Origin of the sequence: Tsuneonella amylolytica, from assembly GCF_003626915.1 — a bacterium.
GTDB lineage: Bacteria > Pseudomonadota > Alphaproteobacteria > Sphingomonadales > Sphingomonadaceae > Tsuneonella > Tsuneonella amylolytica.
Genome location: NZ_CP032570.1, coordinates 1,536,923 through 1,560,330, shown reverse-complemented (window position 1 = coordinate 1,560,330; position 23,408 = coordinate 1,536,923). Strand labels below are relative to the sequence as shown.

The window sequence follows — 23,408 nt, the reverse complement described above, 5'->3', positions numbered from 1 at the left end:
TGCCTGCGACATGTCCAGCGCCGTCCGCCTGCTTCCCGTCGCGATCGTATCGCTGGTCTTCGGTTTCGCCGGAGCGTGGCTCTTCGCGATGAGTGGGCTCGCCAGCAACTCGGTGCGCGAATACATGCTCGCCCACCCGGAAATCTTGCCCGAGATGGCCGAGAACTACCAGCGGGCCGAAGCGGCGAAGCGGCTGGGCGATCTCTCGGGCGAGGTCGAACGCCCGTTCCCCGGCGCGGTCCTCGGCAATCCCGACGGCAAGGTGACGCTGGTCGAATTCTCCGATTACGGCTGCGGGTTCTGCCGCGAGTCGGTCGCCGACGTGAAGGCGCTGCTGGCCGAAAACCCCGACGCGCGCGTGGTGATGCGCGAATGGCCGATCTTCCAGGGCGACAGCGAAGCCGCCGCGCGCATGGCGCTCGCCGCCGCGCGGCAGGGCAAGTACGCCGCCTTCCACGATGCGATGTTCGCCGCCGGCCAGCCCAGCCCCGCCACGATCGAGGCCGCCGCAAAGGCGGCAGGGCTCGACATGGCGGCGGCGCGCGAGTTCGCCGCCTCGCCCGCCGCGACTTTCGAATTGCAGAAGAACATCGACCTTGCCCGCAAGCTCGGCTTCGAAGGCACACCGAGCTGGGTCGCCGGCGAGGCGGTATTCTCCGGAGCGGTCGGCCGGGACCGTCTGATCGAGGCGCTCGAGGCCGCGCGCAAGGGCGCCTGATGCGCGGGGTCGCGACCGTCGCGGCAGCGCTGCTGGCGTTCGCCGGCCTACCGGCGGTCGCCGGCCCCTCCGAAGATCGCGCGGCGCTGCTGCAACTCCAGGCCGACGACCTGCGGCTGCAGGCGATCGGCTGGCGGCTCGCCACCGGCAACGCCGCGTTCTGCGACGCGAAGCCCGCGATCGGCCTGCTGGTGCAGGACATGGCGAGCTACGGCGCGCCGGCGGCCTATCGCGCGGCCGCGGGGATCGTGGGCGACATCGCGGTGCAGGCAGCAGTGCCCGGATCCCCGGCGGCACGCGCCGGTCTTGCCCCCAATATGGAAATCCTTTCCATCGACGGCCGTGCGACGGCCGACCTGCCCCCCGTCCCGGCGAACGACTGGAAGCGGCTGGCGGGCATACACGCCGCGATCGACGCGGCCCTCGCGACGAACGGCGCCGTGCGCATCGGCTGGCGGGATGCGGGCGGCACGGAGCACGAGGCATCGATCGCAGGAGTGCCCGCCTGCCCCACCCGCTTCGAACTTCTCGACGGCGGCAGCGGGCGCGCTTCGGCCGACGGAACGCGGGTCCTCATCGGCCGCAAGTTCGCGGGCATGGGCTATGCCGAGGACGAACTGGCCGCGGCGCTCGCGCACGAGTTCGCGCACAATCTTCTCGCCCACCGGGCATGGCTCGGCGGGGCAGGTCGCAATCGGAAGAACATACGCCTGACCGAGGACGAGGCCGACCGGCTGATGCCCTGGCTGCTCGCCAATGCCGGCTACGATCCCGCCGCCGCGGTCCGCTTTTTCGAGCGATGGGGCCCCGGCAACGACGGCGGCCTGTTCCGCAACCGCAACCATTCGGGCTGGGACGAACGGGCCGAGGCCGTGACCGCCGAGATCGCCCGCCTCTCCCCGCTGCGCGACGCACAGGGCCGCGCCGACTGGCGCACGCACTTCGTTCGCACCGCGGTGCGCTAGGCCGCTTCGGCCGCCTTCGCGTAGAGCGAGTTGATCGGCCGGGCCATCACCCGCCGGACCATCGGTTCGAAGAATGCGAGGCTTTCGCTCTGGTAATCGGGGTCGAACGCGGCCTGGTCGTACTTCTCGCAGAATTCGGCGCAGGCGTCGAAGTGGGGGTTCCCTCGGAACTGGTCGCGCGAATGCTGATCCATGCCGAGATAGTGGAAGTAATAGTACCCCTGGAAATGCCCGTGGTTCTGGCAGATCCAATGCACTTCCTCGCTGACGAACGGCTTGATGATCGACGCGGCGACCTCGGGATGGTTGAAGGTGCCGAGCGTGTCGCCGATGTCGTGCAGCAGCGCCATCACGACGTAGGCTTCGTCCCGCCCGTCGCGGTGCGCGCGGGTGGCGGTCTGCAGCGAATGCTCCAGCCGGTCGACGGGGAAGCCGCCGAAATCGCCATCGAGCAGGCGCAGGTGGTCGAGCACGCGGTCGGGCAACCCCTTGGCGAAAGCCATGTAGTCGGCACCGATGATCGCCCAGTCTTCCTGTGTGCCTTCCTTCATCTCGCGGAACTTCGCCCGTTTGAGATGCGCGTGTTCCTCGATGCCGTGCCCAATATCGCTCAAAAGCTCGTCTTCGGTAACGTCCATCAGGTCTCTCCTTGCAATCGATCATACCGCAAATCGGGCCGCGCGCCAAAACTTGTCTGGCGGGCCGATGAGACTAGGTTAGAGGCGACAGGTCATGGCGATGCTGCCCTTCCGCCCGGCGCCGTTCTTCGACGACAAGAACGCCGCCTTCTGGAACCTGCAATTCGCAGGCTGGGGCGGCGTGTTCGCCCTGCGCGCCGTATCGAGCATCGCCAACCAGCTGCCGCTCAACCTGCTGCTGGTGCTCATGGTGCAGATGATCACCGGCTTCGCGATCAGCCTGGTGCTGAGCGTCATCTACCGCCAGCTGATGCAGCGACGCGCTATCGTGACCTGGACGATGACCGCCGTGACGCTGGTGGTGGCGATCACCGTGTTCGCCGCCATCGACGCCTGGCTGCAGGGCATCTATTATTCCGGCGTGCGCGAGGCGACCTTCGCCCAGCGAATCCTCGCGCTGGTGTTCCTCGACGGCACGCTGCTCGGCGCGTGGAGCGCGCTCTACTACGCGATCAACTTCTTCCTGCAGGTCGAGGAACAGGCCGACAGGCTGGAACGGCTGGAAGCGCAGGCGACCAGCGCCCAGCTCGCCATGCTGCGCTACCAGCTGAACCCGCACTTCCTGTTCAATACGCTCAATTCGATCAGCACCCTCGTGCTGCTGAAACAGACCGAGCCTGCCAATGCGATGCTAACGCGCCTGAGCGCGTTCCTGCGCCACACCCTCGTCAGCGAACCCGGCGCCAAGGTGACCGTGGCGCAGGAGGTCGAGACGCTGCAGCTTTACCTCGGCATCGAACGCATGCGGTTCGAGGAACGGCTGCGCACCGAATTCCAGGTCGATCCGGAAGCGGCTAACGCGTGCCTTCCCTCCATGCTGCTGCAGCCGCTGGTCGAGAACGCGATCAAGTATGCCGTCAGCCCGCAGGAGGAGGGGGCCTGCATCACGCTGTCCGCACGGCTCGTCGGACGGCGGCTGCGTATCGCCGTGTCCGATACCGGGCCGGGCTTGCGCGAGGGGAGCGACCGCGCCAGCGCTTCGACCGCGCTCGCGGGGGTGGGCCGCACGGTCTCGACCGGCGTCGGCCTCGCCAACATCCGCGATCGCCTCGCCCAGGCTTACGGCGAGGATCACCGTTTCGACATCCGCAACCCGCCCGAAGGCGGCTTCACCGTGATCATCGAGATCCCGCACGAGGCTGCCGAGGGCGACAAGACCGCTCCTGCCCAACCGGCCGCCCCCGCGGCCGCACCTCCAGCGCCGATCCCGGCGCCCGCGATTGGAACCACTGCCGCATGACCATCCGCACCCTGCTCGTCGACGACGAAAAGCTCGCCATCCAGGGCCTCCAGCTCCGCCTCGACAAGTTCGACGACGTCGAGATCATCGGCACTTGCGCTAACGGACGCGAGGCGATCCGCGCCATCAAAACCGAGAAACCCGACCTCGTCTTCCTCGACATCCAGATGCCCGGCTTCGACGGGTTCTCGGTGGTGAAGGGCGTGATGGAGATCGAGCCGCCGCTGTTCGTCTTCGTCACCGCGTTCGAGGAACACGCGATCCGCGCGTTCGAGGCCAACGCGGTCAACTACCTGATGAAGCCGGTGGACGAGGACAAGCTCGCCGACACGGTGGAGCGCGTGCGCCAGCGCCTCGCCGAAAAGCGCAGCGCGGAAGAGGCCGAGAAGCTCAAGAACGTGCTGAGCGAAGTCGCCCCCGACGCGGCCGATCAATACGCTGCCGACGACGGAGCGGGCGGCGACAGCGCCGACCGGTACGAAAAGCTCATCAACATCAAGGATCGCGGCCAGATCTTCCGCGTCGAGATCGATTCGATCGAGCATATCGAGGCGGCCGGCGACTACATGGTCATCTCCACCGGCAACAACAGCCTGGTCCTGCGCGAGACGATGAAGGACCTCGAACGCCGGCTCGACCCGCGCAAGTTCCAGCGCGTCCACCGCTCGACCATCGTCAACCTCGACCAGGTCCGGCAGGTCCGCCCGCATACCAACGGCGAGTGCTTCCTGGTGCTCGACAGCGGCGCTGAGGTAAAGGTCAGCCGCAGCTACCGCGACGTGGTCGCCCGCTTCGTGCATTGATTTAGTTTGTTGAGCCCTCAAGCGCCGGGCGGAGCGCGTCCGCGCTCCTTGGCTTTCCTCGCATAAGCTCGGGCGCGCGTTCGCGCTTGCGGCCCGCTGGTCGCGGCCCGAATTTGCGCTATGACGCTGCGATGGAATGGAACTTGCCCGGCTTCGACCTCGACCGCTTCGTTCGCGACACGCTGGCAGAGGATCTGGGCGAGGGCCTGCCGGGCGGCGGACGCGACGTCACCAGCGAGAGCGTGATCCCGGCGGACGCGCGGTTTTCCGGCGTGATGGACACGCGCGACGCGATCCGGGTGGCGGGGCTGCCGGTGGCCGAGGCGTTCTTCCGCGCACTCGATCCCGCCATCGCGATCGACCTGCTGGTCGAGGAAGGTGCGGCCGTGCCGCCGGGCAGCGACCTGATGCGGCTGGAAGGCAACGCCCGCGCGATGCTGACGGCGGAACGCGCCGCACTCAACACCGTCCAGCACCTCTCCGGGATCGCCACGATGGTCGCCGGATACGTGGCGGCGATGGACAATCCCGCGTGCACCCTGCTCGATACCCGCAAGACCATTCCGGGCCTGCGTCACCTCGAGAAATACGCGGTCCGCATGGGCGGGGGCAGCAACCACCGGATGGGTCTGTGGGATGCGGCGATGATTAAGGACAACCACGTCCTCGTCGCCGGGTCGGTCGGCGAGGCGGTGCGCCGCGCGGTCGAGGCCGGGGTGCGCGAGATCATCTGCGAAGTCGACCGGATCGACCAGATCGAACCCGCGCTCGCCGCCGGCGCGACCCGCCTGCTGCTCGACAACATGGACCCGCCCACCCTGCGCGAGGCCGTCGCGCGCGTCGCGGGCCGGGTGCCGACCGAAGCGAGCGGCGGGATCAACCTTGATACGATCAGGGCAAAGGCGGCGACCGGCGTCGACTACGTTTCGGTCGGGCGCCTGACGCAAAGCGCACCCGCCGCCGACATCGGCCTCGACTTCACTCCGCTGTGAAGCTGCGCCGCGGTCCGCGGCCGTGGCCGGTCACGGTCTTCGCGGGCGTCCTGCTCGCGGCGGCGTCGTGGAACCTGGGCGCCGATCTCAAGCCCGCGCTCGCGCACCCCGTGGAGGCGGAGCGCATCGCGATGGTGTCCGCCGCCAGCGCGCGGTTCTGCATCCTCGCCATTCCCGCGGCGGCAATCTGGTTGCTCGGCAGCCGCGTCGCGAGATGGTTCGTCACGCTCGCGGCGGTCGGCTTCGCCGCGTACAAGATCGCGGGTACGATCCGGTTCGGGCTCGCGGACGGCGACGGCACCGGTCGCCTGCTGGCAGGGCTGGCGCTGAACGGATTGACCGTGCTCCTGTTCACGCCTTCGGCGAGCCGCTGGTTCGCGGCAGGGGGACCGCGCGATGCGCTCGCTCGCGACTAGGCTGTCCATTGCACTGGCACCGGTGGCTGCGGCGACGCCGTTGCCGGCGCTCGCCCAAGCGTACCAGTGCCGCGTACCGCAATCGGTTGCCGTCCCGCAAGTCCGCCCCGACGGTCCGGTGCGGCGTGTGCCCGTCACCGGTTATACCCTCGCGCTGAGCTGGGCGCCCGAGTTCTGCAAGGGCCGCGAGACGCGGGCGGCGGATCGTGCCCAATGCTCGGGCCGCGGCGGGCGGTTCGGACTGGTGGTCCACGGCCTGTGGCCGGACGGACGTGGGACCTGGCCGCAATGGTGCCCGACGCCCTACCGCGTCACCCCGCGCGAGGCGGCGCGCAACATGTGCATGATGCCATCGGCCCGCCTGCAGGCGAGCGAATGGGCCAAGCACGGCGCCTGCATGGTCCGCGCGCCGGGCAACTATTTCGAAGTCACCCGCATCCTGTGGAACAGCCTGCGCCTGCCCGATCTCGACCGGTTGTCGAAGGAGCCGGGCCTTACCGCCGGAATGCTGCGCGATTCCTGGGTCCTCGCCAATCCGGCCTGGCCGCGCAGCGCCGTGGGGGTGAAGGCGAACGAGCGCGGCTGGCTGCAGGAGCTCCGGCTCTGCTACGGCAGGGACTTCATGCCCGCGCCCTGCGACCGGCGGCGGCTGGGCACGCCGGACAGCGCGCCCTTGCGAATCTGGCGCGGGTTTTAGCGCCGCTTTTTTGCTTTCCGACCACGCCTCCGCGTGGTCGTCCTCGGCGCTGTTTCTCCGCTTTGCTTCGAAGCATCTGCGGGCGGCCGTTCGGCCTTGCGGTCCGCTGGCCGCGAACCGAGCCGTTGTCTTACCTCCGGCTCCGGAAGAATTCGCGCAGGAGCGCCGCCGCCTCGTTTTCGCCGATGCCGCCGACGACTTCGGGCCGGTGCAGGCATTGCGGGTGATCGAACACCCTTGCACCGTGTTCCACCGCGCCGCCCTTCGGATCGGGCGCGGCGTAGGTCAGGCGGGCGATTCGCGCGTGGGCGATCGCGCCGGCGCACATGGCGCACGGTTCCAGCGTCACGAACAGCTCGCAGCCCGTCAGGCGCTCGTCGCCCAGCGCGCGGGCGGCGGCGCGAATCGCCACGACCTCGGCATGGGCGGTGGGATCGTTGAGCCCGCGAGGCGCATTGCGCCCTTCGCCGACGATGCGCCCGTCCTTGACGACGACCGCACCGATCGGCACTTCGCCCGCGCCGGCCGCCTCTTCGGCAAGCGCCAGTGCGCGGGCCATCGGTTCGGGAAGCGGCCATCTCGTCATGCCCTGCCCCTAGCAGTCGCTTGACGATTCGCGAGCCTCCCGCTAAGCGCGCGCCTTTCCCGGCCCCGGCGTCGATTAGGGCCGCAAACGTTTATCGAAGAGATCCATCATGTCCCGCATCTGCGAACTCACCGGCAAGGGCCGCCAGGTCGGCCACAACGTGAGCCACGCCAACAACAAGACCAAGCGCGTCTTCCTGCCCAACCTGCAGCACGTCACGCTGATGAGCGAGAAGCTGGACCGCAGCTTCAAGTTCCGCGTCAGCACCCACGGCTTGCGCTCGGTGGAGCACAACGGCGGGCTCGATGCGTGGCTGATGAAGACCAGCGACGAGAAGCTGTCGGCCGCCGCGCTCAAGGTGAAGCGCGAGCTGAAGAAGGCCGAGAAGGCCGCCGCCTGATCTCACGGCACCGCGAATTCGAAAGGCGCGCGAGGGGCTGACCTTCGCGCGCCTTTTCGTTTGCGGTGCCCCAACCGCCCTTACTGCGGCGGCAGGAACAGCAGCGGATCGAGCCGCGCGCCCTGCCATTCGAGCGACCAGTGCAGATGCGGCCCGGTCGCGCGCCCGGTCGCCCCGACGTAGCCCAGCAACTGTCCCTGCTTCACCCGCTGCCCTTCGCCGACGACGAGGCGCTGGGAATGGAGGAAGGCGCTGTTGAGCCCGCCGCCGTGGTCGATAATCAGGAGATTGCCCTCCAGCGAGAACGGGCTGGTTGCCGCCAGCACCACCACGCCGTCCGCCGGGGCGACGTAGGCCGCGCCCGCGCCCGGCGCGATGTCGAGGCCCGAATGATAGGCGCCCGGTTCGCCGCGATAGATGCGCTGCGAACCGAACCGGCCAGAAATGCGGCCCTTCACCGGCCAGATGAAGCTCTGCGTCCAGCCGCTCACCGCGTTGTCGGTGCTCCGCGCCGCGTTGATCCGCGCGAGTTCGGGCCGGCGGCGCGCCATGAACGCCTCGCTCGCCCCGCCCGGGGTCCGCGCGGCGTTGATGTTCTCGATGTTCCAGGCCCGTTTCGAGATGGCAAGCGGGCTGCGCACCTGCCGCCCGTCGCCGAGCGTGGCGACGAGGCTGGTCGAAGGGCCCGCATCGCGGTCGAACGCGGCGAAGAAGCGGCCCCCGGCATCGAGTATCAGCGGCGTTTCGCCCAGCATGGCGGTGCGCGTCCCGCCGGGCGCCTGCCCGCGGATCCACCCGCCCTGCGTCAGTTCGCCGTCGAACACGAACGTGCTCGGCCCCGCCACGGTCGGTTTCGGGGTCGGTGTCGGCGTCGGTGCGGGAACGGAAGCGCGGATCGGCTGGACGACCGCGGCGCTTTCGGCCGAAGGCTCGCCGCCGCCCGAGGTGCAGGCGGCAAGGCAGGCAACAAGGGCGGGCGCTATCGGTGCGAGACGCCGCCTCACGTCCCTAGCAGCCTCCGCGTCGCGACTTCGGGAGAGGCGTAAGCTTCCTGCCGGTCGACGCTCCAGTACCGCAGCTCCTCCAGCGGGATGGCCTCGCCGGTCACCGCGCAGGTCACGTGGTTGCCCGGGCGCATGACCCGGAAACCGTTGGGTCCGAAGACGAGTTGCGCGGCCTGGTTGCCAGATTTCATCAGCATGGCATGGACCCTAACAGCTTGCGGTCAGCCGAACAAATCGTCTTGCCGCGGCGGGTCGGCCGGGCGGCGCACGGGCGGCTGGGCACGCGGCTTGCGCTGCACTGGCGTGCTTCCCTCCGGCACGACGTCGACCGAACCGTCGGCGAAGCGAACCGAGAGCGACGGCAAATTCGCCGCCTCGGCAACGGAGCGTACGAGCGAACCGTCGGGGCCGCGGACGAGCGCGAACCCGCGCTGCAGCGGCGCGTATGGGCTGAGCGAGGAGAGCAGGCGTTCGGTCGCGGAAAACCCCTGCCGGTCGCGCGCGATGCGGGCGGAGAGCAATCCGGGTGACAGCCGCGCGCCATTGAGCCGCATCGCCGCATCGCGCTGCGCCCGCTGGAGGATCGCCGGATTGAGCCGCAGCCGCGCCAGTCGCTCGCGCCCGCCGCTTGCCCGGTCGCGCAGGCCCTGCCGCAACCGGGCGGTGAGATCGTCGAGCCGCTGCGCCTGCGGGGCGAGCAGCGCCTCGATGCGCGGCATCCGGCGCACGCGCGCTTCCAGCCGTTCGCGCCCCAGTTCCACCGGGCGTAAAGCACAGCGCTGCTTGCGTGCGGCGAAATCGGCGAGCGTGGCGGCAAGATCGCGCCGGACCGGCACCGCGATCTCGGCAGCGGCGGTGGGCGTGGGCGCGCGGCGATCGGCGGCATGATCGGCCAGCGTCGTGTCGGTTTCGTGCCCCACCGCGCTGATCGTGGGAATGGTGCACTCCGCGATCGCGCGGACGACGACCTCCTCGTTGAAGCTCCACAGGTCCTCGATCGAGCCGCCGCCGCGCGCGACGATCAGCAGGTCGGGCCGGTGCGCGTGCCCTTCCGGCAGGGCGGAGAAACCGCGCACGGCGCTTGCCACCTGCGCCGCGGCGCCCTGTCCCTGGACCAGCACCGGCCAGACGATCACCCGGCTGGGAAAGCGGTCGGCGAGGCGGTGGAGGATGTCGCGGATCACCGCGCCAGTGGGGCTGGTGACGACGCCGATCGTCGCCGGCAGGTAGGGCAGTGCCCGCTTGCGCCCCTGGTCGAACAGTCCCTCGGCCGCGAGCCGCTGGCGCGTCTTCTCGAGCAGCGCCAGCAGCGCCCCCTCGCCCGCCAGTTCCAGCCGGTCGATCACGATCTGGTACTTCGAGCGGCCGGGATAGGTCGTCAGCTTGCCGGACGCGACGACCTCCAGTCCGTCTTCGGGCACGAAGCCCATCCCTTGCACCGACCCGCGCCACATGACGCCGTCGATCACCGCCTTTTCGTCCTTGAGCGCGCAATAGAGGTGGCCGGATGCCGCCCGCTTCACGCCCGACAGTTCGCCGCGCAGGCGGACGAAGCCGAAGCGGTCCTCCACCGTGCGCTTCAGGAGGTTCGACAGGTCCGACACACTCAGCGGCTCGGCGTTGTCGCCGGCGCGCCCCTTCGCTACCAGCCCACCGGCACTATCATCGAACGGGTCGGGAGCGGGCATGAACATCCTTTTGCTGGGCGGCGGCGGGCGCGAACATGCGCTGGCGTGGAAGCTCGCGCAATCCCGGCTGCTGACGGAGACCGGAGATAGGCTCTACGCCGCGCCGGGCAACCCTGGCATCGCCGAGCACGCCGAACTGGTCGTACTGGACGCAACCGATCACGGCGCGGTGATCGCGTTCTGCGAAGGGCAGCGCATCGGCATGGTCGTGGTCGGGCCCGAGGCACCGCTGGTGGACGGGCTGGCCGATTCGCTGCGCGCGGCGGGCATACGCGTGTTCGGGCCGTCGAAAGCCGCTGCGCAACTCGAAGGCAGCAAGGGGTTCACCAAGGACCTGTGCGAGCGTGCCGGCATCCCCACCGCCCGCTATGTCCGCACCGCCACCCTTGCCGAAGCCGTCGCCGCGCTCGCCGAATTCAAGCCGCCCTACGTGCTCAAGGCCGACGGGCTCGCCGCGGGCAAGGGCGTGGTCATCGCGGACACTCGCGACGAGGCGGAGGCCGCGCTCGCCGACATGTTCGGCGGCAGTTTCGGAACCGCCGGAGCCGAGGTGGTGATCGAGGAATTCATGGACGGCGAGGAAGCGAGTTTCTTCGCCCTCACCGACGGGGCCACCGTGCTCGCGTTCGGCAGTGCGCAGGACCACAAGCGCGTGGGCGAGGGCGACACCGGCCCCAACACCGGCGGCATGGGCGCCTACAGCCCCGCCCGCTGCCTCACCCCGCTGCTGCGCGGCGAAGTGATCGAACGCATCGTCGCGCCCACCGTCCGCGCGCTGGCCGATGCGGGTACCCCCTATTCCGGCGTGCTGTTCGCTGGGCTGATGCTGACGAGCGAAGGGCCCAAGCTCATCGAGTACAACTGCCGGTTCGGCGATCCCGAATGCCAGGTCCTGATGATGCGCCTGGAAGCCGACCTCGGCGAACTGATGCTGGCCTGCGCCGAGGACCGCCTGAGCCGGATGCCGCCGGTCAAGATGGGCAAGGCGGTCGCGCTGACGGTGGTCATGGCGGCGGAGGGGTATCCGGGCACCCCGGCGAAAGGCGGCGCGATCAATCTGACGGGCGCAGAGGCAGGCGGCGCGAAGGTGTTCCACGCCGGCACCGCCAAAGCCGACGGCGCCCTCGTCGCGAACGGAGGCCGAGTCCTCAGCGTGACCGCCACCGGAAGCTCGGTAACCGAAGCGGCCGAACGGGCCTACGCCGCGGTCGATGCGATCGACTTTTCCACCGGCTTCTGCCGCCGCGACATCGGCTGGCGCGAAGTAGCAAGGGAAGATGCCGCTGGATGAGATTGGCGCTCCTCTCGCTGCTCGCCGTGACCGCCGGGTGCGGGGCGGCGGAACCCGAGCGAGGCGCGGGGGTCTACCCGCAGACGCCCCAAGAACGACAGGCACAGCAGGCTGCCGAGTTCCAGAAGGGTGAGAGACTGTCGCTCGGCGATCTGCGCCGGGAGCTGCTGAAGCGCGGCATTCGCGAGACCGAAATTATCCAGGCGATCGAACCCGATCACGGGATTGTCGTGCTTCGGGTTGCAGTCACCCCTGCGCGGCTGTCGAAACTCGACGTCGACGCCTTGGCCGGTCTGGAGCTCGACAGCAATTACCGGATCGAGTTTCCGGATGCAGAGGTCGACCGTGCGGTCGCGCAGTCCGATGAACTCTTTCGCCGCGAACGCGCCAAGGAGATCGCCGTCGTCAAGTCGCACGGCGACTGGGATCGCATACCGCGATTGCGCGACGGAGAGACGATCACGTCACTCGCCCGCCGGGTGGAACACTGGTGCGATTTCGATCCCGGCAGCGCGCTGCTCGTAATCGACGATCGTTGGCTCGAATATTCGCGCGCTCCCGTCGACACGGCGGTTCGGGAAGCTGTTCCGGGACCCCAGACCGACCGCTTCGATTGCCTGCGCCGCACGGTTTACGCCACACAGCTACGCCGCCATTTCATCGGCTATCGCGGAGACCGGCCTCCACCGATCTATTCCGATTGACCGTCAGCCCAGCTTTTCCGCCATCAGCGCTTCGAGGTTTGCTTCGGGCCGGGCGCCGTAGTGGCTGATGATCTCGGCCGCGCAGATCGCGCCGCGGCGCAGGCATGTCTCGAGCGGTTCGCCGTTCACGTGGCCGTGCAGGAAGCCGGCGGCGAACAGGTCGCCCGCGCCGGTGGTGTCGACGACTTTCGTCGGTTCGGCGGGGACTTCGGCCCGCTCGCCGCCCTTCACCGCCACCGCGCCGTCCGCCCCCTTGGTGACGACCAGTGTCGGTACCTTGTTGCGCAGCGCGGCGATGCCAGCTTCGAAATCGTCCTCGCGCGTCAGGGCGGCGAGTTCGGTGTGGTTGGCGAAGAGGACGTCGATCAACCCTTCGTCGACGAGCGTGCGGAAATCGTCGCCGTGGCGGTCGATCACGAAGACTTCGGACAGGGTGAAGGCGACCTCGCGCCCCGCCCCGCGCGCGGCATCGATCGCCCGGCGCATCGCGGCGCGCGGTTCTTCCGGATCCCACAGGTACCCTTCGAGATAGAGCACGCGGGCCGCGGCGATCTGGTCCTCGTCGAGCGCGGCGGCGGGGAGGTACTGGCTGGCACCGAGGAAGGTGTTCATCGTGCGCTGCGCGTCGGGCGTGACGAAGATCAGGCACTGCGCGGTCGGCGGCTCGCTTTCACCGCGCACCGGGGTCTCGAAGTCGATCCCGCCGGCGCGGATGTCGTGCGCAAAGACGCGGCCGAACTGATCGTCGGCGACCTGGCCGATGAAGGCGCACCGGCTGCCGAGCGCCGCGAGCCCGGCGAGCGTGTTGGCTGCCGAGCCGCCGGAGATTTCCTTCGCCGGGCCCATCGCCTCGTAAAGGCGCGCCGCGCCATCGGCATCGACCAGCGTCATCCCGCCCTTGCTGAGCGACAGGCGCTCGATCGTCGCGTCGTCGCTGGCGGCCATGATATCGACGATGGCGTTGCCGATGGCGATGACGTCGTACTTGGGCGCGGGGCGGGTGTCGGTCACTGGAATTCCTCGGGTATCGAAAGCCCCGGGCGCCTAGCCGCTTGCGCCGCCGAGGCCAAGCGGTAGGCAGGGCGATATGACCGGTATCGCCCGATCCTTCGCCCTCGCGCTCGGCCAGCTCGGCGACCGGCGCATTCTCGGCGTGCTGGCGAAAAGCATGGCCATCACGCTTGCGATCGTGGCCGCGCTGGCGGCCATCGCGTGGCGCGGGACGGCCGCCCTCGCCGAACGCTACGCCGCGGGCTGGGATGAGCTCGGCGGCCTGGCGGGCGTGCTGCTCGCGGTGGTCGGGGGATGGCTGCTGTTCCGCGTGATCGCACTGGCGGTGCTGCAGTTCTTCGCCGACGCGGTGGTCCGGGCGGTGGAGGCGCGGCACTATCCAGCCGAAGCCGCGAGCGCGCGCGAGCTGCCGCTTGCCGAGGATGCGGGCAACGCCGTACGCGGGCTCGTGCGCGCGGTGCTCGTCAACCTCGTCGCGCTGCCGGTGGGCCTTCTCCTGCTGGTGACGGGTGTCGGCACCGCGGTGTGGTTCTGGGCGATCAATGCCTGGCTGCTGGGGCGCGAGCTGACCGATATGGTCTGGCTGCGCCACCGTCCGCCACCGTCTTCGTCGGGCAGCGCCGCCGCCCTGCCGCTTTCGGCCTTGACGCGGTTCGCGCTGGGCGGGATCGTCGCGGGCATGCTGCTGGTGCCGTTCGCCAACCTGCTCGCACCCGTGTTGGGCGCGGCGATGGCGACGCATCTCGTCCATTCGAGAAAAGGCCGATCGTGAAGACACCTGCCCTCCTGCTGGCCGTGGCCACACTCGCCGCGTGCGCCCCGACCACCGGCACGAAAGTCGCCTCCACCGGCGTGTCCGCAGGCTCGCGCGCGACCGCGGTGCCCGCCACGCGCCCTTCCGCGCCGCCGGCCACCGGCACTTTCCGCGTGGCGAAGGTCATGAGCCTGCCGGGCGTGGACGGGGTCATCGGGGCCGACCAGTCCGCCTTGCAGCGCCAGTTCGGCACCCCGCGTCTCGACGTGTGGGAAGGGGACGCGCGCAAGCTCCAGTTCTCCGGCGATGCCTGCGTGCTCGACATCTATCTCTATCCGCCGGCCCCGGGCGGCACTCCCACCGCGACCTACGTCGACGCGCGCCGGTCCAGCGACGGCCTCGACGTCGACCGTGCCGCCTGCATCAGGGCGCTGCGGGGAAGCTAGTCGGCCGAAAAGTCGAGCGGCGCTTCGGCCCCGCCCTGCATCGGCAATGGCCCGCGCGGCGGAACGGCGGGGACGGGTAGCCCTGCCTCGGGCGGCTTACGCCGGCCAAGCCTCGCCTGCGGACGGATGTTTGCGCGGCGGAGTTCCGCAAGCAAACCGTCTCGTTCCTTCACCAAGACTTTCAGGACGCGCTCCGCATGCGCAAGAGCTTCGCGCAGAACTTCCAGCTCTTGCTCGGGCGTTTCGAAGGGCGGCACACATCCGACGGGTGCACCGTCCGCAGGTAGGGGGTCGGGGCGGGGCATGGCGAATTAGACCATGAAACTCTCGCCGCAGCCACACGCGCCCTTGGCGTTGGGATTGGCGAACACGAACCCGGCGGTAAAGTCGTCCTCCACCCAGTCCATCGTGCTGCCGACGAGGTAGAGCACGCTCGCCCCGTCGATGTAGAAGGTGCCGCCCGGCGTCTCGATCTTCTCGTCGAAGCCGGCTTCCTCGCTGACGTAGTCGACCGAGTAGGCGAGACCCGAACAGCCCCGGCGCGGGGTCGACAGCTTGACCCCGATCGCCCCTTCGGGCGCCCTGGCCATAAGGTCAGCCACACGAGCTTCGGCAGCTGGCGTAAGGTTGACGGCTGCGGGCCGCTGGCGGGTTTTCGTATCGGTCATAGCATTCCCAGCTCCAGCCGCGCTTCGTCGGTCATCTTGTCGGGGCCCCACGGCGGGTCCCACACCAGCGCGACTTCCGAATCGCGCACGCCCGGTACCGCGCCCACGCGCAGTTCGACTTCGGCCGGCATCGATTCGGCGACCGGGCAGTGCGGGGTGGTCAGCGTCATGGTGACCTTCGCATCGGCCTCGTCGCTGACCTCGACCGCGTAGATGAGGCCGAGGTCGTAGATGTTCACCGGGATTTCCGGATCGTAGATTTCTTTCAGCGCCTCGACCACCGCCTCGTAGAGGTCGCCGCCCGGTTCGCCGGCGTGGGCGACCTCGGGCTTCTTAGCGAGGAAACCCTCGAGGTAATCGCGCTTGCGCTCGAACGTCTCGCGCGGGGTCTCCGTTTCGTCGACCGCGTCGGACACCATCGCCCGCGGCGGCTTTACGAGCTCTTCGTTCGGGGCGGGCGCGGCGACCCACGTCTTTTTGGTGTCTTCGTCGGTACTCATCCGAAAATCCTTCTCGCGCGCTCGATCCCGCGCACCAGTGCGTCGATATCGTCCTGCGAACTGTAGAGGCCGAAGCTCGCCCGCGCGGTGGCGGGCACGCCGAGGTGGTCCATCAGCGGCTGTGCGCAGTGGTGGCCGGCGCGGATCGCGACGTTCTCCTCGTCGAGGATCGTGCCGAGATCGTGCGGGTGGATGTCGCCAATCGCGAAGCTGACGATCCCGGCGCTGTCTTCCGGCCCGAACAGCGTCACGTCGTTCATCGGCTGGAGGGCTTCGCGCAGCGAGCGCGCGAGGTCCGCCTCGTGCCGGGCAATCGCCTCGCGGCCGATCCCGTCGACGTAGTCGCAGGCCGCCGCGAACCCGATCGCTTCCACGATCGCAGGCGTGCCCGCCTCGAACCGCTGGGGCGGCGGGGCGTAGGTCGTGCCCGTGAACGCCACCCGGTCGATCATCGCGCCGCCGCCCTGCCACGGCGTCATCGCGGCAAGCAGGTCCGCCCGGCCCCACAGCGCGCCGATGCCGGTCGGGCCGTAGAGCTTGTGCGCGCTGAAGGCATAGAAATCGCAATCGAGCGCGGCGACGTCGACCGGCATCCGCGGCACGGCCTGGCATCCGTCGAGCAGCAGCTTCGCGCCGACCGCATGGGCAAGGTACGCCGCGCGCCGGGCGTCGAGCGTTGAGCCGAGGACGTTCGAGACGTGCGCGAAGGCTACCATCGTGTGCTCGGGCGTCAGCATCGCTTCCGCCGCGTCCAGATCGATCCGCCCGTCACCGGTCAGCGGGCACACGTCCACCTGCCATCCGGCAAGCTGCCAGGGCACGATGTTCGAATGGTGTTCGAGCTGGCTCAGCAGCACGCGGCCCTTGTCGGGCCAGGCGTAGGCGACGAGGTTGATCGCCTCGGTCGCGCCGCGGGTGAAGACGATCTCCTCCTCGCGCCCGCCGACAAAGGCTGCAACCCGCCGCCGCGCCGCTTCGTAGCCCAGCGTCATCTCGGCCGAGCGGCCGTAGACGCCGCGGTGCACGGTCGCGTAGTCCGTGCCCATCGCGCGGGAGACCGCGTCGATCACCGCCTGCGGCTTCTGCGCCGTGGCCGCGGTATCGAGGTAATGCCACGGCTGCCCGTCCCGCCCCACGAGGCCGGGGAAGTCCGCCTTGCGGCTGGTGGTCGGCATCACGTTCACCGGTCGAGCTCGCCCAGCGCGGCTTCGAGCAGCGCGTCGGGCTGTGCATGCTCGACGAACGCGTCGGCCACGAAGGCGCGCACGAGCAGCGCCTTGGCCGCTTCCGGCGACAGACCGCGGCTCGCCATGTAGAACCGGGCGGCTTCGTCCATCTGGCCGATCGCGGCGCCGTGGGCGCACTTCACGTCGTCGGCGAAGATTTCCAACTCGGGCTTTGTGTTGGCGCTCGCCCCGCGTTCGAGGAGCAATGCCTTGAAGCTTTGCCCGGCATCGGTCCGCTGCGCGTCGCGGGCGACGCCGATCCGGCCGAGGAAGTTGCCCGTCGCCGTGCCCCAGTGGACGCTGCGCACGACCTGGTTGCTGGTGCCGCCGGGTTCGGCATGGTTCACGCGGGTCACGATCTCGCGCACCGCGTTTCTGCCGCCGATCGTCACGCCGCCCAGTTCGAAGTGCGCGCCTTCGCGCAAGGTCACCTCGACTTCCAGCCGGGTGTATTCGTTGGCGCTCAAGACCGCGAAGATTTCCGCCCGCGCGCCCGCGCCCACGTCCAGCCGAACGCGGTGGACGCCCGGATGCGCGGCATCGAGCAGCAGGTCCTTCGACCGCGTCTCGCCCGGTGCGAGCACGGCCTTGTGCCAATCGTCAAGCGAATGGGGCGCGAGCGCCGACAGCGCAGTGCCGTCGGCGTAGCGCCAATCCTCGTGGCGGGTGGTCGGAAGGGTGGCGAGCGTCACGATACGGCCCTCCGGTCGGCCAGCGCCTCGATACCGGACTGGTGCCGGGCATCCATGCACGGCAGCAGCGACTGCGACAGCGCATTCATGCGGCGATTGCGCTCCGCTTTCGGCAGCTTCGCATCGGCGATCGCCTGGAATTCCGGCACCCGCGGGCGCACGCAGTGGTCGATGGCCGCACAGCCGATCGCGTCGATCTCGGCATCGCCGGTCGACCGCTTCGTGGAGCAGGAGAAGACGCCCTTCTTGCTGCCCCAGCTCCCGCGCCACGTCTTCAGCTTGCGCGCCATCACGACGATCTCGTCGTCGGGGACGGCGGCGAGCGGGGCAGCCGCGGCGGGACCGGTGGCCGAAAGAAGGATCGCGGCGAGGATCACGCGCCGTCCTTTCGGGCGGAAGCGCCGCGCTTCAGGGCGAGCTGCGCGATGCCGAGGCCGCGCTTCTCCTTGAGGCACGGATTGAGGGTCGCCAGCTTCTCGCCGATCTTGCGCTTCTTGACGTCGGCGGTGTCGGCCCCGTCGGCGATCGTCTTCAGGGCCGGGTAGGCCGGGCCGACGCATTCGATCAGCGCCGCGCAGCCGATCACGTCGATCTCGGCATCGCCGGTCGATTTCACCGTCTTGCAGCCGAGCTTGCCGTCCACCGCGCCCCACGCGCCGCGCCAGTCCTGCAGCTTGCCGGCGATGATCGGCACCTGCTCGGCCACCTTCGGGTCGATCGTGGACGGATCGATGGCCTGGGGCGCGGCGGCGCCTTGCGCGCCCATCAGGAGGAGTGCGGTCAGGATGGTCATACGGCAGCCTCATAGCCTTCGCGCTCGAGTTCGAGCGCGAGTTCGGGTCCCCCGGTTTTGACGATGCGCCCCCGCGCGAGAATGTGAACCTTGTCGGGCCGCACGTAGTCGAGCAGCCGCTGGTAGTGGGTGATCAGGAGCACCGCCTTGTCGGGGCTGCGCATGATCGCGTTGATGCCTTCGCCCACGGTCTTGAGCGCATCGATATCGAGGCCGCTGTCGGTTTCGTCGAGCACGGCGAACTTCGGATCGAGCACGCCCATCTGGACCATCTCGTTGCGCTTCTTCTCGCCGCCCGAGAAGCCGACGTTCACGTTGCGCTTCATCATGTCCATGTCGAGCTTCAGCAGGCCCGCCTTGTCCTTGGCGAGCTTCAGGAACTCCCCGCCGGTCAGCGGGTCCTGGCCCCGCACCTTGCGCTGGCTGTTCAATGCCTCGCGCAGGAACTGGACGTTGGAGACGCCGGGAATCTCGACCGGATACTGGAAGCCGAGGAAGAACCCTGCCGCGGCGCGTTCGTGCGGGTCCATCGCGAGCAGGTTCTCGCCATCGAACAGGACGCTGCCGCCGGTCACCTCGTACCCGGGACGGCCGCCCAGCACGTAGGCGAGCGTCGACTTGCCCGCGCCGTTGGGACCCATGATCGCGTGCACCTCGCCCGCGCCCACGCTCAGCGTCAGGCCGCGCAGGATCTCGGTGTCGCCGACGGTGGCGGTGAGGTCGGTAATCTCAAGCATCGATATCTTTCAGGTCGGTGGTCTTGCCGGCGAATCCGGCGATCGCCCGGGCGATCTCGTAATCGAGCGCGCGGATGGCCTCGGCCTTCTCGGTGCGCGACAGGCCGGCGGTGCGTTTCTCGCGGACCTTGCCGATTTGCGCGCCGCAGAACGCACGCACTTCGGCGACCTTCGTGCGCAGGTCGCCCTCTACAGCCGAATTCGACCCCGCGAGCAGGCACCCGCGCAGGCGTGATTCGAGGGCGGCATCGTCGAAGTCGCCGGCGGCCGCCGGGGCTGCGAGGCCGAGAGCCAGCGCTGCAAAGAAGAAGGGGCGGATCATTCGCGGTTCTCCCGTGGCCGGCGGTTCGGCCGCTCGTATGCCTGGTTCGGATTGGCCGCGGCGTGTTCGCGCGCGCGGGTCTTCTTGTCGGCGATGCGCATCCGCATGCCGGCGGTGATGCGGGCAAGGACGGCGTCCATGTCCGCCAGCACGTCGGCCGCGGCGATCCGCATCACGCGCACCCCCACCGCCTCGAGGCTCTTGTCGCGGCGCTTCGACAGCACCGGATCGTCGCCCTCTTCGTCGAGCATGATCGCCATGCCGAGCGTGGGGCTGCCGAAGTCGACGATTGCACTGCCGATCACCGCGTGGCGGGTGAACTTCCACTTGCCGAGGTCGGCCTTGGCGAACCGCTCGGCGAGCGCCTTGTGCGCCGGCGTCGAATGCCGCCGCTTCTCGCGCGCCATGTCGTGCAGCGCATCGAGCCGCTTTTCCGAGATTTCCCACCCGCGCCCCTTCTTCTTGATCGCGGGTTCGGCATCGGCGGTCTCGTCGGGCGAGCGGAGCTGGAGGGTTTTGCGGTCGGTCACTTTTTTACCCGATGCTCAAGCACTGCTTGCATCGCCAAGTCCTGCATATCTTGCAAAATAGGATCAAGTTGCCGCTGAATTTCCGAAGCGCGAGTTCCCATCGGATCAGTCGGAATCATCTTAACGGCCTTCGCTTCAAAAACAGCCGTAAAGCTCTCAACTTGCGGCTTGCAGGAGCGGAATGCACCGCGAGCGATGATTTCCGGCGATGTTTGCTTATCATCAAGCCGCACTGCGTGGCTGACGACGCAGTACGCAGCCGCGTTTCGGGCCTCTCCGATTCGCTGCCAATCCGCATCTTGTGCAAGCAAAGCCGGACTTATTGAGAAGGCTAGAACGCAAAGAGCAACGCGAAGCACCTTCACCCCACGCTCCCCTCGAGCGAGATCGCCAGCAGCTTCTGCGCCTCGACAGCGAATTCCATCGGAAGTTCCTTCAGCACGTCCTTGGCGAAGCCGTTGACGATCAGCGCCACCGCTTCCTCCTGCCCGAGCCCGCGCTGCATGGCGTAGAACAGCTGATCGTCGCTGATCTTGCTGGTCGTCGCCTCGTGTTCGATCTGCGCGGTGGGGTTCTTGACCTCGATATAGGGCACGGTGTGCGCGCCGCACTTGTCGCCGAGCAGGAGAGAATCGCACTGGGTGAAGTTGCGCACGCCGTCCGCATTGGCGGCGACGCGGACGAGGCCGCGGTAGGTGTTGTCGCTCTTGCCAGCCGAAATGCCCTTCGAGATGATCGTCGAGCGGCTGCCGCTGCCGTTGTGGATCATCTTGGTGCCGGTGTCGGCCTGCTGGAAGTTGTTGGTGACCGCGACCGAGTAGAACTCGCCGACCGAATCCTTCCCGTTGAGCACGCAGCTCGGGTACTTCCACGTCACCGCGCTGCCGGTTTCGACCTGGGTCCAGCTCACCTTGCTGCGCGCGCCCTGGCACAGCGCGCGCTTGGTGACGAAGTTGTAGATCCCGCCCTTGCCGTTCGCGTCGCCGGGGTACCAGTTCTGCACGGTCGAGTACTTGATCTCGGCATCTTCCATCGCGACCAGTTCCACCACCGCGGCGTGGAGCTGGTTCTCGTCGCGCATCGGCGCGGTGCAGCCTTCGAGATAGCTGACGTAGCTGCCCTTCTCGGCCACGATCAGCGTGCGTTCGAACTGTCCGGTATTCTCCGCATTGATGCGGAAATAGGTGCTGAGCTCCATGGGGCAGCGCACGCCCTCGGGGATGTAGACGAAGGTCCCGTCGGAGAAGACCGCGCTGTTCAACGTCGCGAAGTAGTTGTCGTGCTGCGGCACCACCTTGCCGAGCCACTTCTTCACCTGTTCGGGATATTCGCGGATCGCCTCGGAGATGGAGCGGAAGATCACGCCCGCGCGCTCGAGCTCGGCGCGGAAGCTGGTCGCCACGCTGACCGAATCGAACACCGCGTCGACCGCGACCTTGCGGACGCCCGCGAGCACTTCCTGTTCGCCCAGCGGGATGCCGAGCTTGTCGTAAACCGCCTTGATCTCGGGATCGAGGTCGTCGAGCGAATCGAGCTCCGGCTTCTTGCGCGGGGCGGCGTAGTAATAGGCGTCCTGGTAATCGATCTCGGGGTAGCCGAGCTTGGCCCAGTCGGGCTCGGCCATCGTCTGCCACAGGCGGAACGCCTTCAGCCGCCACTCGAGCATCCATTCGGGCTCGCCCTTCTTGGCGCTGATGAAGCGGACGGTGTCTTCGGTGAGGCCCTTTTCGGCGAACTCGGTATCGATCTCGGCCGACCAGCCGTGTTCGTAGTCGGCCGCGCGGGCCGCCGCGTCGTGCGCGGCCTGGTCGCGGAGTTGGACGTCTTCGGTCATGCCGGCTCCTGTTGCGATAGGCGCGTGAGCGGGACGCCCGCCAGCGCGCCGCGCAAGGTTTCGTTGACGATCGGCCAGTGCGGGCGCACCCGGCAATCGTGGTGGGCGGCGCAGTCTTCGCCCTCGATGCAGGCGGCGAGCGCGATCGGCCCTTCCACCGCCTCGACAATGTCGGCGAGGCTGATGGCCGCCGCCGGACGCGCGAGCTGCAGCCCGCCCTTCGCCCCGCGGACCGATCGCAGCAGGCCCGCCGCGGTGAGCTTGCTCACCACCTTGGCCACCGTGGGCGCCGGCAGCCCGGTCTCGATCGCCAGTTCGCCCGCACTCGTGCGCGCGCCGCCGCAGTGGCGGGCGGCGGCACTCATGGTGACGACGGCATAGTCGGCGAAGTTGGACAGGCGCACTGCGGAAAACCTTGGGGGTTCAATTCGGACCGTTTCGTTCCGAATTGCCACCTAGGCGTCGTCGGCGTCCTTTTCAACCGGTGCGAGGTCTTCCGGCAACGGCGCGATGTGCGGCTTGATCTGCACGAAGTTGCGCACGTTGACGACCGCTTCCAGGATCGGCGCGTCTCCCTTTCCGAGGCGCGCGGGCGTGCGTCCGATGAATTCGCGGATTTCGCGGATCATGTGCGGCTGGTCGTAGAAATGATCGGTGAGCGCGGCCACCGCGTGATCGTCGATGCCCGGCTGGGCGAGCAGCGCGGCGACCCGCGTGGCGCGATACTTGCGCGCAAGGTGCGTCGGGTTCGACCCGAAATAGCACGCGACCAGCCGCTGGACCTGGCGGGGGGAATAATCGAGCCGGGCGTAGAGATCCTCGACCTTCGGGTCGAGTGAGGTGCCCATCCAGTCGACCGTCGCCCTGACCAGTGCGACGTGTTTGTCCGGCAGGGGCCCCAGCCGCGCGCGGATGAAGGCGGCGATCTCGGCCGCCATCGCCGCGCCGCTGCCATCGGGGTCGGCGGCGTAGAGCGCGCGCACGCGCTCGCCCATCGCCGCGGCCTCGGGCCCGAAGATCGTCACCGCATCGAGCAGTCGGTCGGCATTTTCCGACGCATGGAGGCCGGTGAGCGCCGCCCAGCCGAGCGGGGCGAGCACCGCGCCCACCGTATGGAAGGTGCCGGTGACCGTGAACGGCGCGGCAGCCGTCATCGGGCCCATCAGCGAAACCGGGTGCGCCCGCTCGTCGCGCCCGCCCGGAAAGTGCAACGTCCCTTCGCCGGCGAGATAGACATGGAGGTGCCCGGGCGAAGCGGGCTGGATGTCGCGAATCACCGCTTCGTCGCAGCGGAACAGGTAGAACGTGGTGATGTAAGGCGCGAGATCGGGATCGGGCGGGAAGTAGTCGAGCCGTATGAGCGACTGCGGCGTGAGCGCGGCCCCGCCCACCGCGTCCGGCCCGGTCGCGGCGCGCGCTTCGCCGGCATCGACGACCGTCGCAGTCATGGCAGCATCGTTCTCCCCGTTCGCGACCCGGGTCGAGCCGCCACATAGGCCTGGTTCCGGCAGATGCAATGTAAGGACGCGACAGCCGCCGACCGTAACAAACGAAAAGAGGGCGGCCCCGACCGAAACCGGAACCGCCCTTTAAGTGGAGAACTCGATGCCACATGTAATGGCCCGAGCCCTTCGGGTCGCAGGTGGTCGAATACCGGATTCGCGCCCGATCGGATTGTATGAAAGCGACGCGA

Annotated in this window: 31 protein-coding genes; 12 read left to right on the top strand and 19 right to left on the bottom strand. The window is 68.7% G+C overall.

Translation table 11 applies throughout. The annotated features are described in order from the left end of the window. Positions 1–10 precede the first annotated feature (10 nt). Together D4766_RS07705 and D4766_RS07700 are read left to right on the top strand one after the other, a co-directional pair. The gene (locus D4766_RS07705; RefSeq protein WP_120716929.1) at positions 11–718 is read left to right on the top strand and encodes a DsbA family protein; all 708 of its coding nucleotides are present in this window, start codon (positions 11–13) and stop codon (positions 716–718) included. Continuing rightward, complete coding sequence (locus tag D4766_RS07700; RefSeq protein WP_120716928.1) at positions 718–1,683, top strand: hypothetical protein; 966 nt, start codon at positions 718–720, stop codon at positions 1,681–1,683. Before D4766_RS07705 ends, D4766_RS07700 begins: the two co-directional genes overlap by 1 nt. Here the strand turns inward: D4766_RS07700 and D4766_RS07695 are convergent. Next, positions 1,680–2,234 (bottom strand): HD domain-containing protein, encoded by a 555-nt coding sequence (locus tag D4766_RS07695; RefSeq protein WP_234024937.1) that lies wholly within the window; start codon positions 2,232–2,234, stop codon positions 1,680–1,682. The genes D4766_RS07700 and D4766_RS07695 overlap by 4 nt on opposite strands. A gap of 181 nt (positions 2,235–2,415) precedes the next feature. Here D4766_RS07695 and D4766_RS07690 point away from each other — a divergent pair, with 181 nt between their 5' ends. The 5 genes from D4766_RS07690 to D4766_RS07670 all read left to right on the top strand — a co-directional run bounded on the left by D4766_RS07690 (position 2,416) and on the right by D4766_RS07670 (position 6,529). Next, positions 2,416–3,621, top strand: coding sequence for a sensor histidine kinase (locus D4766_RS07690; protein WP_120716926.1), 1,206 nt, complete (start codon positions 2,416–2,418; stop codon positions 3,619–3,621). After that, complete coding sequence (locus tag D4766_RS07685; protein WP_120716925.1) at positions 3,618–4,424, top strand: LytR/AlgR family response regulator transcription factor; 807 nt, start codon at positions 3,618–3,620, stop codon at positions 4,422–4,424. Before D4766_RS07690 ends, D4766_RS07685 begins: the two co-directional genes overlap by 4 nt. A 131-nt stretch (positions 4,425–4,555) precedes the next feature. Continuing rightward, the gene (gene nadC / locus D4766_RS07680; RefSeq protein ID WP_120716924.1) at positions 4,556–5,416 is read left to right on the top strand and encodes a carboxylating nicotinate-nucleotide diphosphorylase; all 861 of its coding nucleotides are present in this window, start codon (positions 4,556–4,558) and stop codon (positions 5,414–5,416) included. After that, a complete protein-coding gene (locus D4766_RS07675) occupies positions 5,413–5,832 on the top strand; it encodes a hypothetical protein (RefSeq protein ID WP_120716923.1) in 420 nt (139 codons plus the stop codon). Before nadC ends, D4766_RS07675 begins: the two co-directional genes overlap by 4 nt. Next, a complete protein-coding gene (locus D4766_RS07670) occupies positions 5,813–6,529 on the top strand; it encodes a ribonuclease T2 family protein (protein ID WP_120716922.1) in 717 nt (238 codons plus the stop codon). Before D4766_RS07675 ends, D4766_RS07670 begins: the two co-directional genes overlap by 20 nt. A 130-nt stretch (positions 6,530–6,659) precedes the next feature. Here the strand turns inward: D4766_RS07670 and D4766_RS07665 are convergent, their stop codons facing one another. Continuing rightward, positions 6,660–7,115, bottom strand: coding sequence for a nucleoside deaminase (locus D4766_RS07665; protein ID WP_120716921.1), 456 nt, complete (start codon positions 7,113–7,115; stop codon positions 6,660–6,662). Positions 7,116–7,224: 109 nt separating this feature from the next. Here D4766_RS07665 and rpmB point away from each other — a divergent pair, with 109 nt between their 5' ends. Next, entirely contained in the window at positions 7,225–7,515 is a 291-nt protein-coding gene (rpmB, locus tag D4766_RS07660; RefSeq protein ID WP_120716920.1) for a 50S ribosomal protein L28, read from the top strand. A gap of 80 nt (positions 7,516–7,595) precedes the next feature. Here the strand turns inward: rpmB and D4766_RS07655 are convergent, their stop codons facing one another. The 3 genes from D4766_RS07655 to xseA are packed head-to-tail and all read right to left on the bottom strand — an operon-like array spanning position 7,596 to position 10,207. Next, on the bottom strand, positions 7,596–8,519 hold the full coding sequence (locus D4766_RS07655) for a M23 family metallopeptidase (protein WP_234024741.1): 924 nt from the start codon (positions 8,517–8,519) through the stop codon (positions 7,596–7,598). Beyond that, positions 8,516–8,716: a DUF2093 domain-containing protein gene (locus tag D4766_RS07650; RefSeq protein ID WP_120716919.1), complete on the bottom strand. Its 201-nt coding sequence runs from the start codon at positions 8,714–8,716 to the stop codon at positions 8,516–8,518. Before D4766_RS07650 ends, D4766_RS07655 begins: the two co-directional genes overlap by 4 nt. A 24-nt stretch (positions 8,717–8,740) precedes the next feature. Next, entirely contained in the window at positions 8,741–10,207 is a 1,467-nt protein-coding gene (gene xseA / locus D4766_RS07645) for an exodeoxyribonuclease VII large subunit (RefSeq protein WP_120716918.1), read from the bottom strand. On the opposite strand from xseA, the gene purD reads away from it, so the two are divergent. After that, a complete protein-coding gene (gene purD / locus D4766_RS07640; protein ID WP_120716917.1) occupies positions 10,206–11,498 on the top strand; it encodes a phosphoribosylamine--glycine ligase in 1,293 nt (430 codons plus the stop codon). The two genes, xseA and purD, sit on opposite strands and share 2 nt — an antisense overlap. Beyond that, the gene (locus D4766_RS07635) at positions 11,495–12,202 is read left to right on the top strand and encodes a hypothetical protein (RefSeq protein ID WP_162935703.1); all 708 of its coding nucleotides are present in this window, start codon (positions 11,495–11,497) and stop codon (positions 12,200–12,202) included. Before purD ends, D4766_RS07635 begins: the two co-directional genes overlap by 4 nt. A gap of 3 nt (positions 12,203–12,205) precedes the next feature. Here the strand turns inward: D4766_RS07635 and D4766_RS07630 are convergent, their stop codons facing one another. Beyond that, on the bottom strand, positions 12,206–13,147 hold the full coding sequence (locus D4766_RS07630; RefSeq protein WP_120718129.1) for an adenosine kinase: 942 nt from the start codon (positions 13,145–13,147) through the stop codon (positions 12,206–12,208). 142 nt (positions 13,148–13,289) lie between these two features. On the opposite strand from D4766_RS07630, the gene D4766_RS07625 reads away from it, so the two are divergent. Next, complete coding sequence (locus D4766_RS07625; protein WP_194955750.1) at positions 13,290–13,985, top strand: EI24 domain-containing protein; 696 nt, start codon at positions 13,290–13,292, stop codon at positions 13,983–13,985. Further along, a complete protein-coding gene (locus D4766_RS07620; RefSeq protein WP_407701490.1) occupies positions 13,982–14,413 on the top strand; it encodes a hypothetical protein in 432 nt (143 codons plus the stop codon). The genes D4766_RS07625 and D4766_RS07620 overlap by 4 nt, the downstream gene beginning before the upstream one ends. 311 nt (positions 14,414–14,724) lie before the next feature. Here D4766_RS07620 and D4766_RS07615 read toward each other — a convergent pair whose 3' ends face one another. Genes D4766_RS07615 through D4766_RS07560 form a run of 13 tightly spaced genes read right to left on the bottom strand, consistent with a single transcriptional unit; the run spans position 14,725 to position 23,163 of the window. After that, complete coding sequence (locus tag D4766_RS07615; RefSeq protein WP_120716915.1) at positions 14,725–15,081, bottom strand: HesB/IscA family protein; 357 nt, start codon at positions 15,079–15,081, stop codon at positions 14,725–14,727. Further along, positions 15,078–15,581, bottom strand: a complete 504-nt coding sequence (locus tag D4766_RS07610; protein WP_120716914.1) for an SUF system Fe-S cluster assembly protein — start codon at positions 15,579–15,581, stop codon at positions 15,078–15,080. Before D4766_RS07610 ends, D4766_RS07615 begins: the two co-directional genes overlap by 4 nt. Further along, on the bottom strand, positions 15,578–16,756 hold the full coding sequence (locus D4766_RS07605; RefSeq protein WP_120718125.1) for an aminotransferase class V-fold PLP-dependent enzyme: 1,179 nt from the start codon (positions 16,754–16,756) through the stop codon (positions 15,578–15,580). The genes D4766_RS07610 and D4766_RS07605 overlap by 4 nt, the downstream gene beginning before the upstream one ends. 5 nt (positions 16,757–16,761) lie before the next feature. Beyond that, positions 16,762–17,499, bottom strand: a complete 738-nt coding sequence (locus D4766_RS07600; RefSeq protein WP_325049067.1) for a SufD family Fe-S cluster assembly protein — start codon at positions 17,497–17,499, stop codon at positions 16,762–16,764. Further along, complete coding sequence (locus D4766_RS07595) at positions 17,496–17,876, bottom strand: hypothetical protein (protein WP_120716913.1); 381 nt, start codon at positions 17,874–17,876, stop codon at positions 17,496–17,498. Before D4766_RS07595 ends, D4766_RS07600 begins: the two co-directional genes overlap by 4 nt. Further along, on the bottom strand, positions 17,873–18,292 hold the full coding sequence (locus D4766_RS07590; RefSeq protein ID WP_120716912.1) for a hypothetical protein: 420 nt from the start codon (positions 18,290–18,292) through the stop codon (positions 17,873–17,875). Before D4766_RS07590 ends, D4766_RS07595 begins: the two co-directional genes overlap by 4 nt. Beyond that, the gene (gene sufC, locus D4766_RS07585; RefSeq protein WP_120716911.1) at positions 18,289–19,029 is read right to left on the bottom strand and encodes a Fe-S cluster assembly ATPase SufC; all 741 of its coding nucleotides are present in this window, start codon (positions 19,027–19,029) and stop codon (positions 18,289–18,291) included. The genes D4766_RS07590 and sufC overlap by 4 nt, the downstream gene beginning before the upstream one ends. Continuing rightward, complete coding sequence (locus D4766_RS07580) at positions 19,022–19,351, bottom strand: hypothetical protein (RefSeq protein ID WP_120716910.1); 330 nt, start codon at positions 19,349–19,351, stop codon at positions 19,022–19,024. Before D4766_RS07580 ends, sufC begins: the two co-directional genes overlap by 8 nt. After that, the gene (locus D4766_RS07575) at positions 19,348–19,881 is read right to left on the bottom strand and encodes an endonuclease domain-containing protein (RefSeq protein ID WP_120716909.1); all 534 of its coding nucleotides are present in this window, start codon (positions 19,879–19,881) and stop codon (positions 19,348–19,350) included. The genes D4766_RS07580 and D4766_RS07575 overlap by 4 nt, the downstream gene beginning before the upstream one ends. Beyond that, positions 19,878–20,246 (bottom strand): hypothetical protein, encoded by a 369-nt coding sequence (locus tag D4766_RS13800; RefSeq protein ID WP_162935702.1) that lies wholly within the window; start codon positions 20,244–20,246, stop codon positions 19,878–19,880. The genes D4766_RS07575 and D4766_RS13800 overlap by 4 nt, the downstream gene beginning before the upstream one ends. Next, positions 20,243–21,715: a Fe-S cluster assembly protein SufB gene (gene sufB, locus D4766_RS07570; RefSeq protein ID WP_120716908.1), complete on the bottom strand. Its 1,473-nt coding sequence runs from the start codon at positions 21,713–21,715 to the stop codon at positions 20,243–20,245. Before sufB ends, D4766_RS13800 begins: the two co-directional genes overlap by 4 nt. Continuing rightward, positions 21,712–22,119, bottom strand: a complete 408-nt coding sequence (locus D4766_RS07565; protein ID WP_120716907.1) for an RrF2 family transcriptional regulator — start codon at positions 22,117–22,119, stop codon at positions 21,712–21,714. The genes sufB and D4766_RS07565 overlap by 4 nt, the downstream gene beginning before the upstream one ends. Positions 22,120–22,170: 51 nt before the next feature. Then, entirely contained in the window at positions 22,171–23,163 is a 993-nt protein-coding gene (locus D4766_RS07560) for a helix-turn-helix domain-containing protein (protein WP_120716906.1), read from the bottom strand. Positions 23,164–23,408 lie beyond the last annotated feature (245 nt).

Coding starts and splice junctions, on each gene's coding strand:
- D4766_RS07705 (WP_120716929.1), top strand. CDS start 11: ATGTCCAGCGCCGTCCGCCTGCTTCCCGTCGCGATCGTATCGCTGGTC.
- D4766_RS07700 (WP_120716928.1), top strand. CDS start 718: ATGCGCGGGGTCGCGACCGTCGCGGCAGCGCTGCTGGCGTTCGCCGGC.
- D4766_RS07695 (WP_234024937.1), bottom strand. CDS start 2,234: ATGAAGGAAGGCACACAGGAAGACTGGGCGATCATCGGTGCCGACTAC.
- D4766_RS07690 (WP_120716926.1), top strand. CDS start 2,416: ATGGCGATGCTGCCCTTCCGCCCGGCGCCGTTCTTCGACGACAAGAAC.
- D4766_RS07685 (WP_120716925.1), top strand. CDS start 3,618: ATGACCATCCGCACCCTGCTCGTCGACGACGAAAAGCTCGCCATCCAG.
- nadC (WP_120716924.1), top strand. CDS start 4,556: ATGGAATGGAACTTGCCCGGCTTCGACCTCGACCGCTTCGTTCGCGAC.
- D4766_RS07670 (WP_120716922.1), top strand. CDS start 5,813: ATGCGCTCGCTCGCGACTAGGCTGTCCATTGCACTGGCACCGGTGGCT.
- D4766_RS07665 (WP_120716921.1), bottom strand. CDS start 7,115: ATGACGAGATGGCCGCTTCCCGAACCGATGGCCCGCGCACTGGCGCTT.
- rpmB (WP_120716920.1), top strand. CDS start 7,225: ATGTCCCGCATCTGCGAACTCACCGGCAAGGGCCGCCAGGTCGGCCAC.
- D4766_RS07650 (WP_120716919.1), bottom strand. CDS start 8,716: ATGCTGATGAAATCTGGCAACCAGGCCGCGCAACTCGTCTTCGGACCC.
- purD (WP_120716917.1), top strand. CDS start 10,206: ATGAACATCCTTTTGCTGGGCGGCGGCGGGCGCGAACATGCGCTGGCG.
- xseA (WP_120716918.1), bottom strand. CDS start 10,207: ATGCCCGCTCCCGACCCGTTCGATGATAGTGCCGGTGGGCTGGTAGCG.
- D4766_RS07635 (WP_162935703.1), top strand. CDS start 11,495: ATGAGATTGGCGCTCCTCTCGCTGCTCGCCGTGACCGCCGGGTGCGGG.
- D4766_RS07630 (WP_120718129.1), bottom strand. CDS start 13,147: ATGGCCGCCAGCGACGACGCGACGATCGAGCGCCTGTCGCTCAGCAAG.
- D4766_RS07625 (WP_194955750.1), top strand. CDS start 13,290: ATGACCGGTATCGCCCGATCCTTCGCCCTCGCGCTCGGCCAGCTCGGC.
- D4766_RS07615 (WP_120716915.1), bottom strand. CDS start 15,081: ATGACCGATACGAAAACCCGCCAGCGGCCCGCAGCCGTCAACCTTACG.
- D4766_RS07610 (WP_120716914.1), bottom strand. CDS start 15,581: ATGAGTACCGACGAAGACACCAAAAAGACGTGGGTCGCCGCGCCCGCC.
- D4766_RS07605 (WP_120718125.1), bottom strand. CDS start 16,756: ATGCCGACCACCAGCCGCAAGGCGGACTTCCCCGGCCTCGTGGGGCGG.
- D4766_RS07590 (WP_120716912.1), bottom strand. CDS start 18,292: ATGACCATCCTGACCGCACTCCTCCTGATGGGCGCGCAAGGCGCCGCC.
- sufC (WP_120716911.1), bottom strand. CDS start 19,029: ATGCTTGAGATTACCGACCTCACCGCCACCGTCGGCGACACCGAGATC.
- D4766_RS07580 (WP_120716910.1), bottom strand. CDS start 19,351: ATGATCCGCCCCTTCTTCTTTGCAGCGCTGGCTCTCGGCCTCGCAGCC.
- sufB (WP_120716908.1), bottom strand. CDS start 21,715: ATGACCGAAGACGTCCAACTCCGCGACCAGGCCGCGCACGACGCGGCG.
- D4766_RS07560 (WP_120716906.1), bottom strand. CDS start 23,163: ATGACTGCGACGGTCGTCGATGCCGGCGAAGCGCGCGCCGCGACCGGG.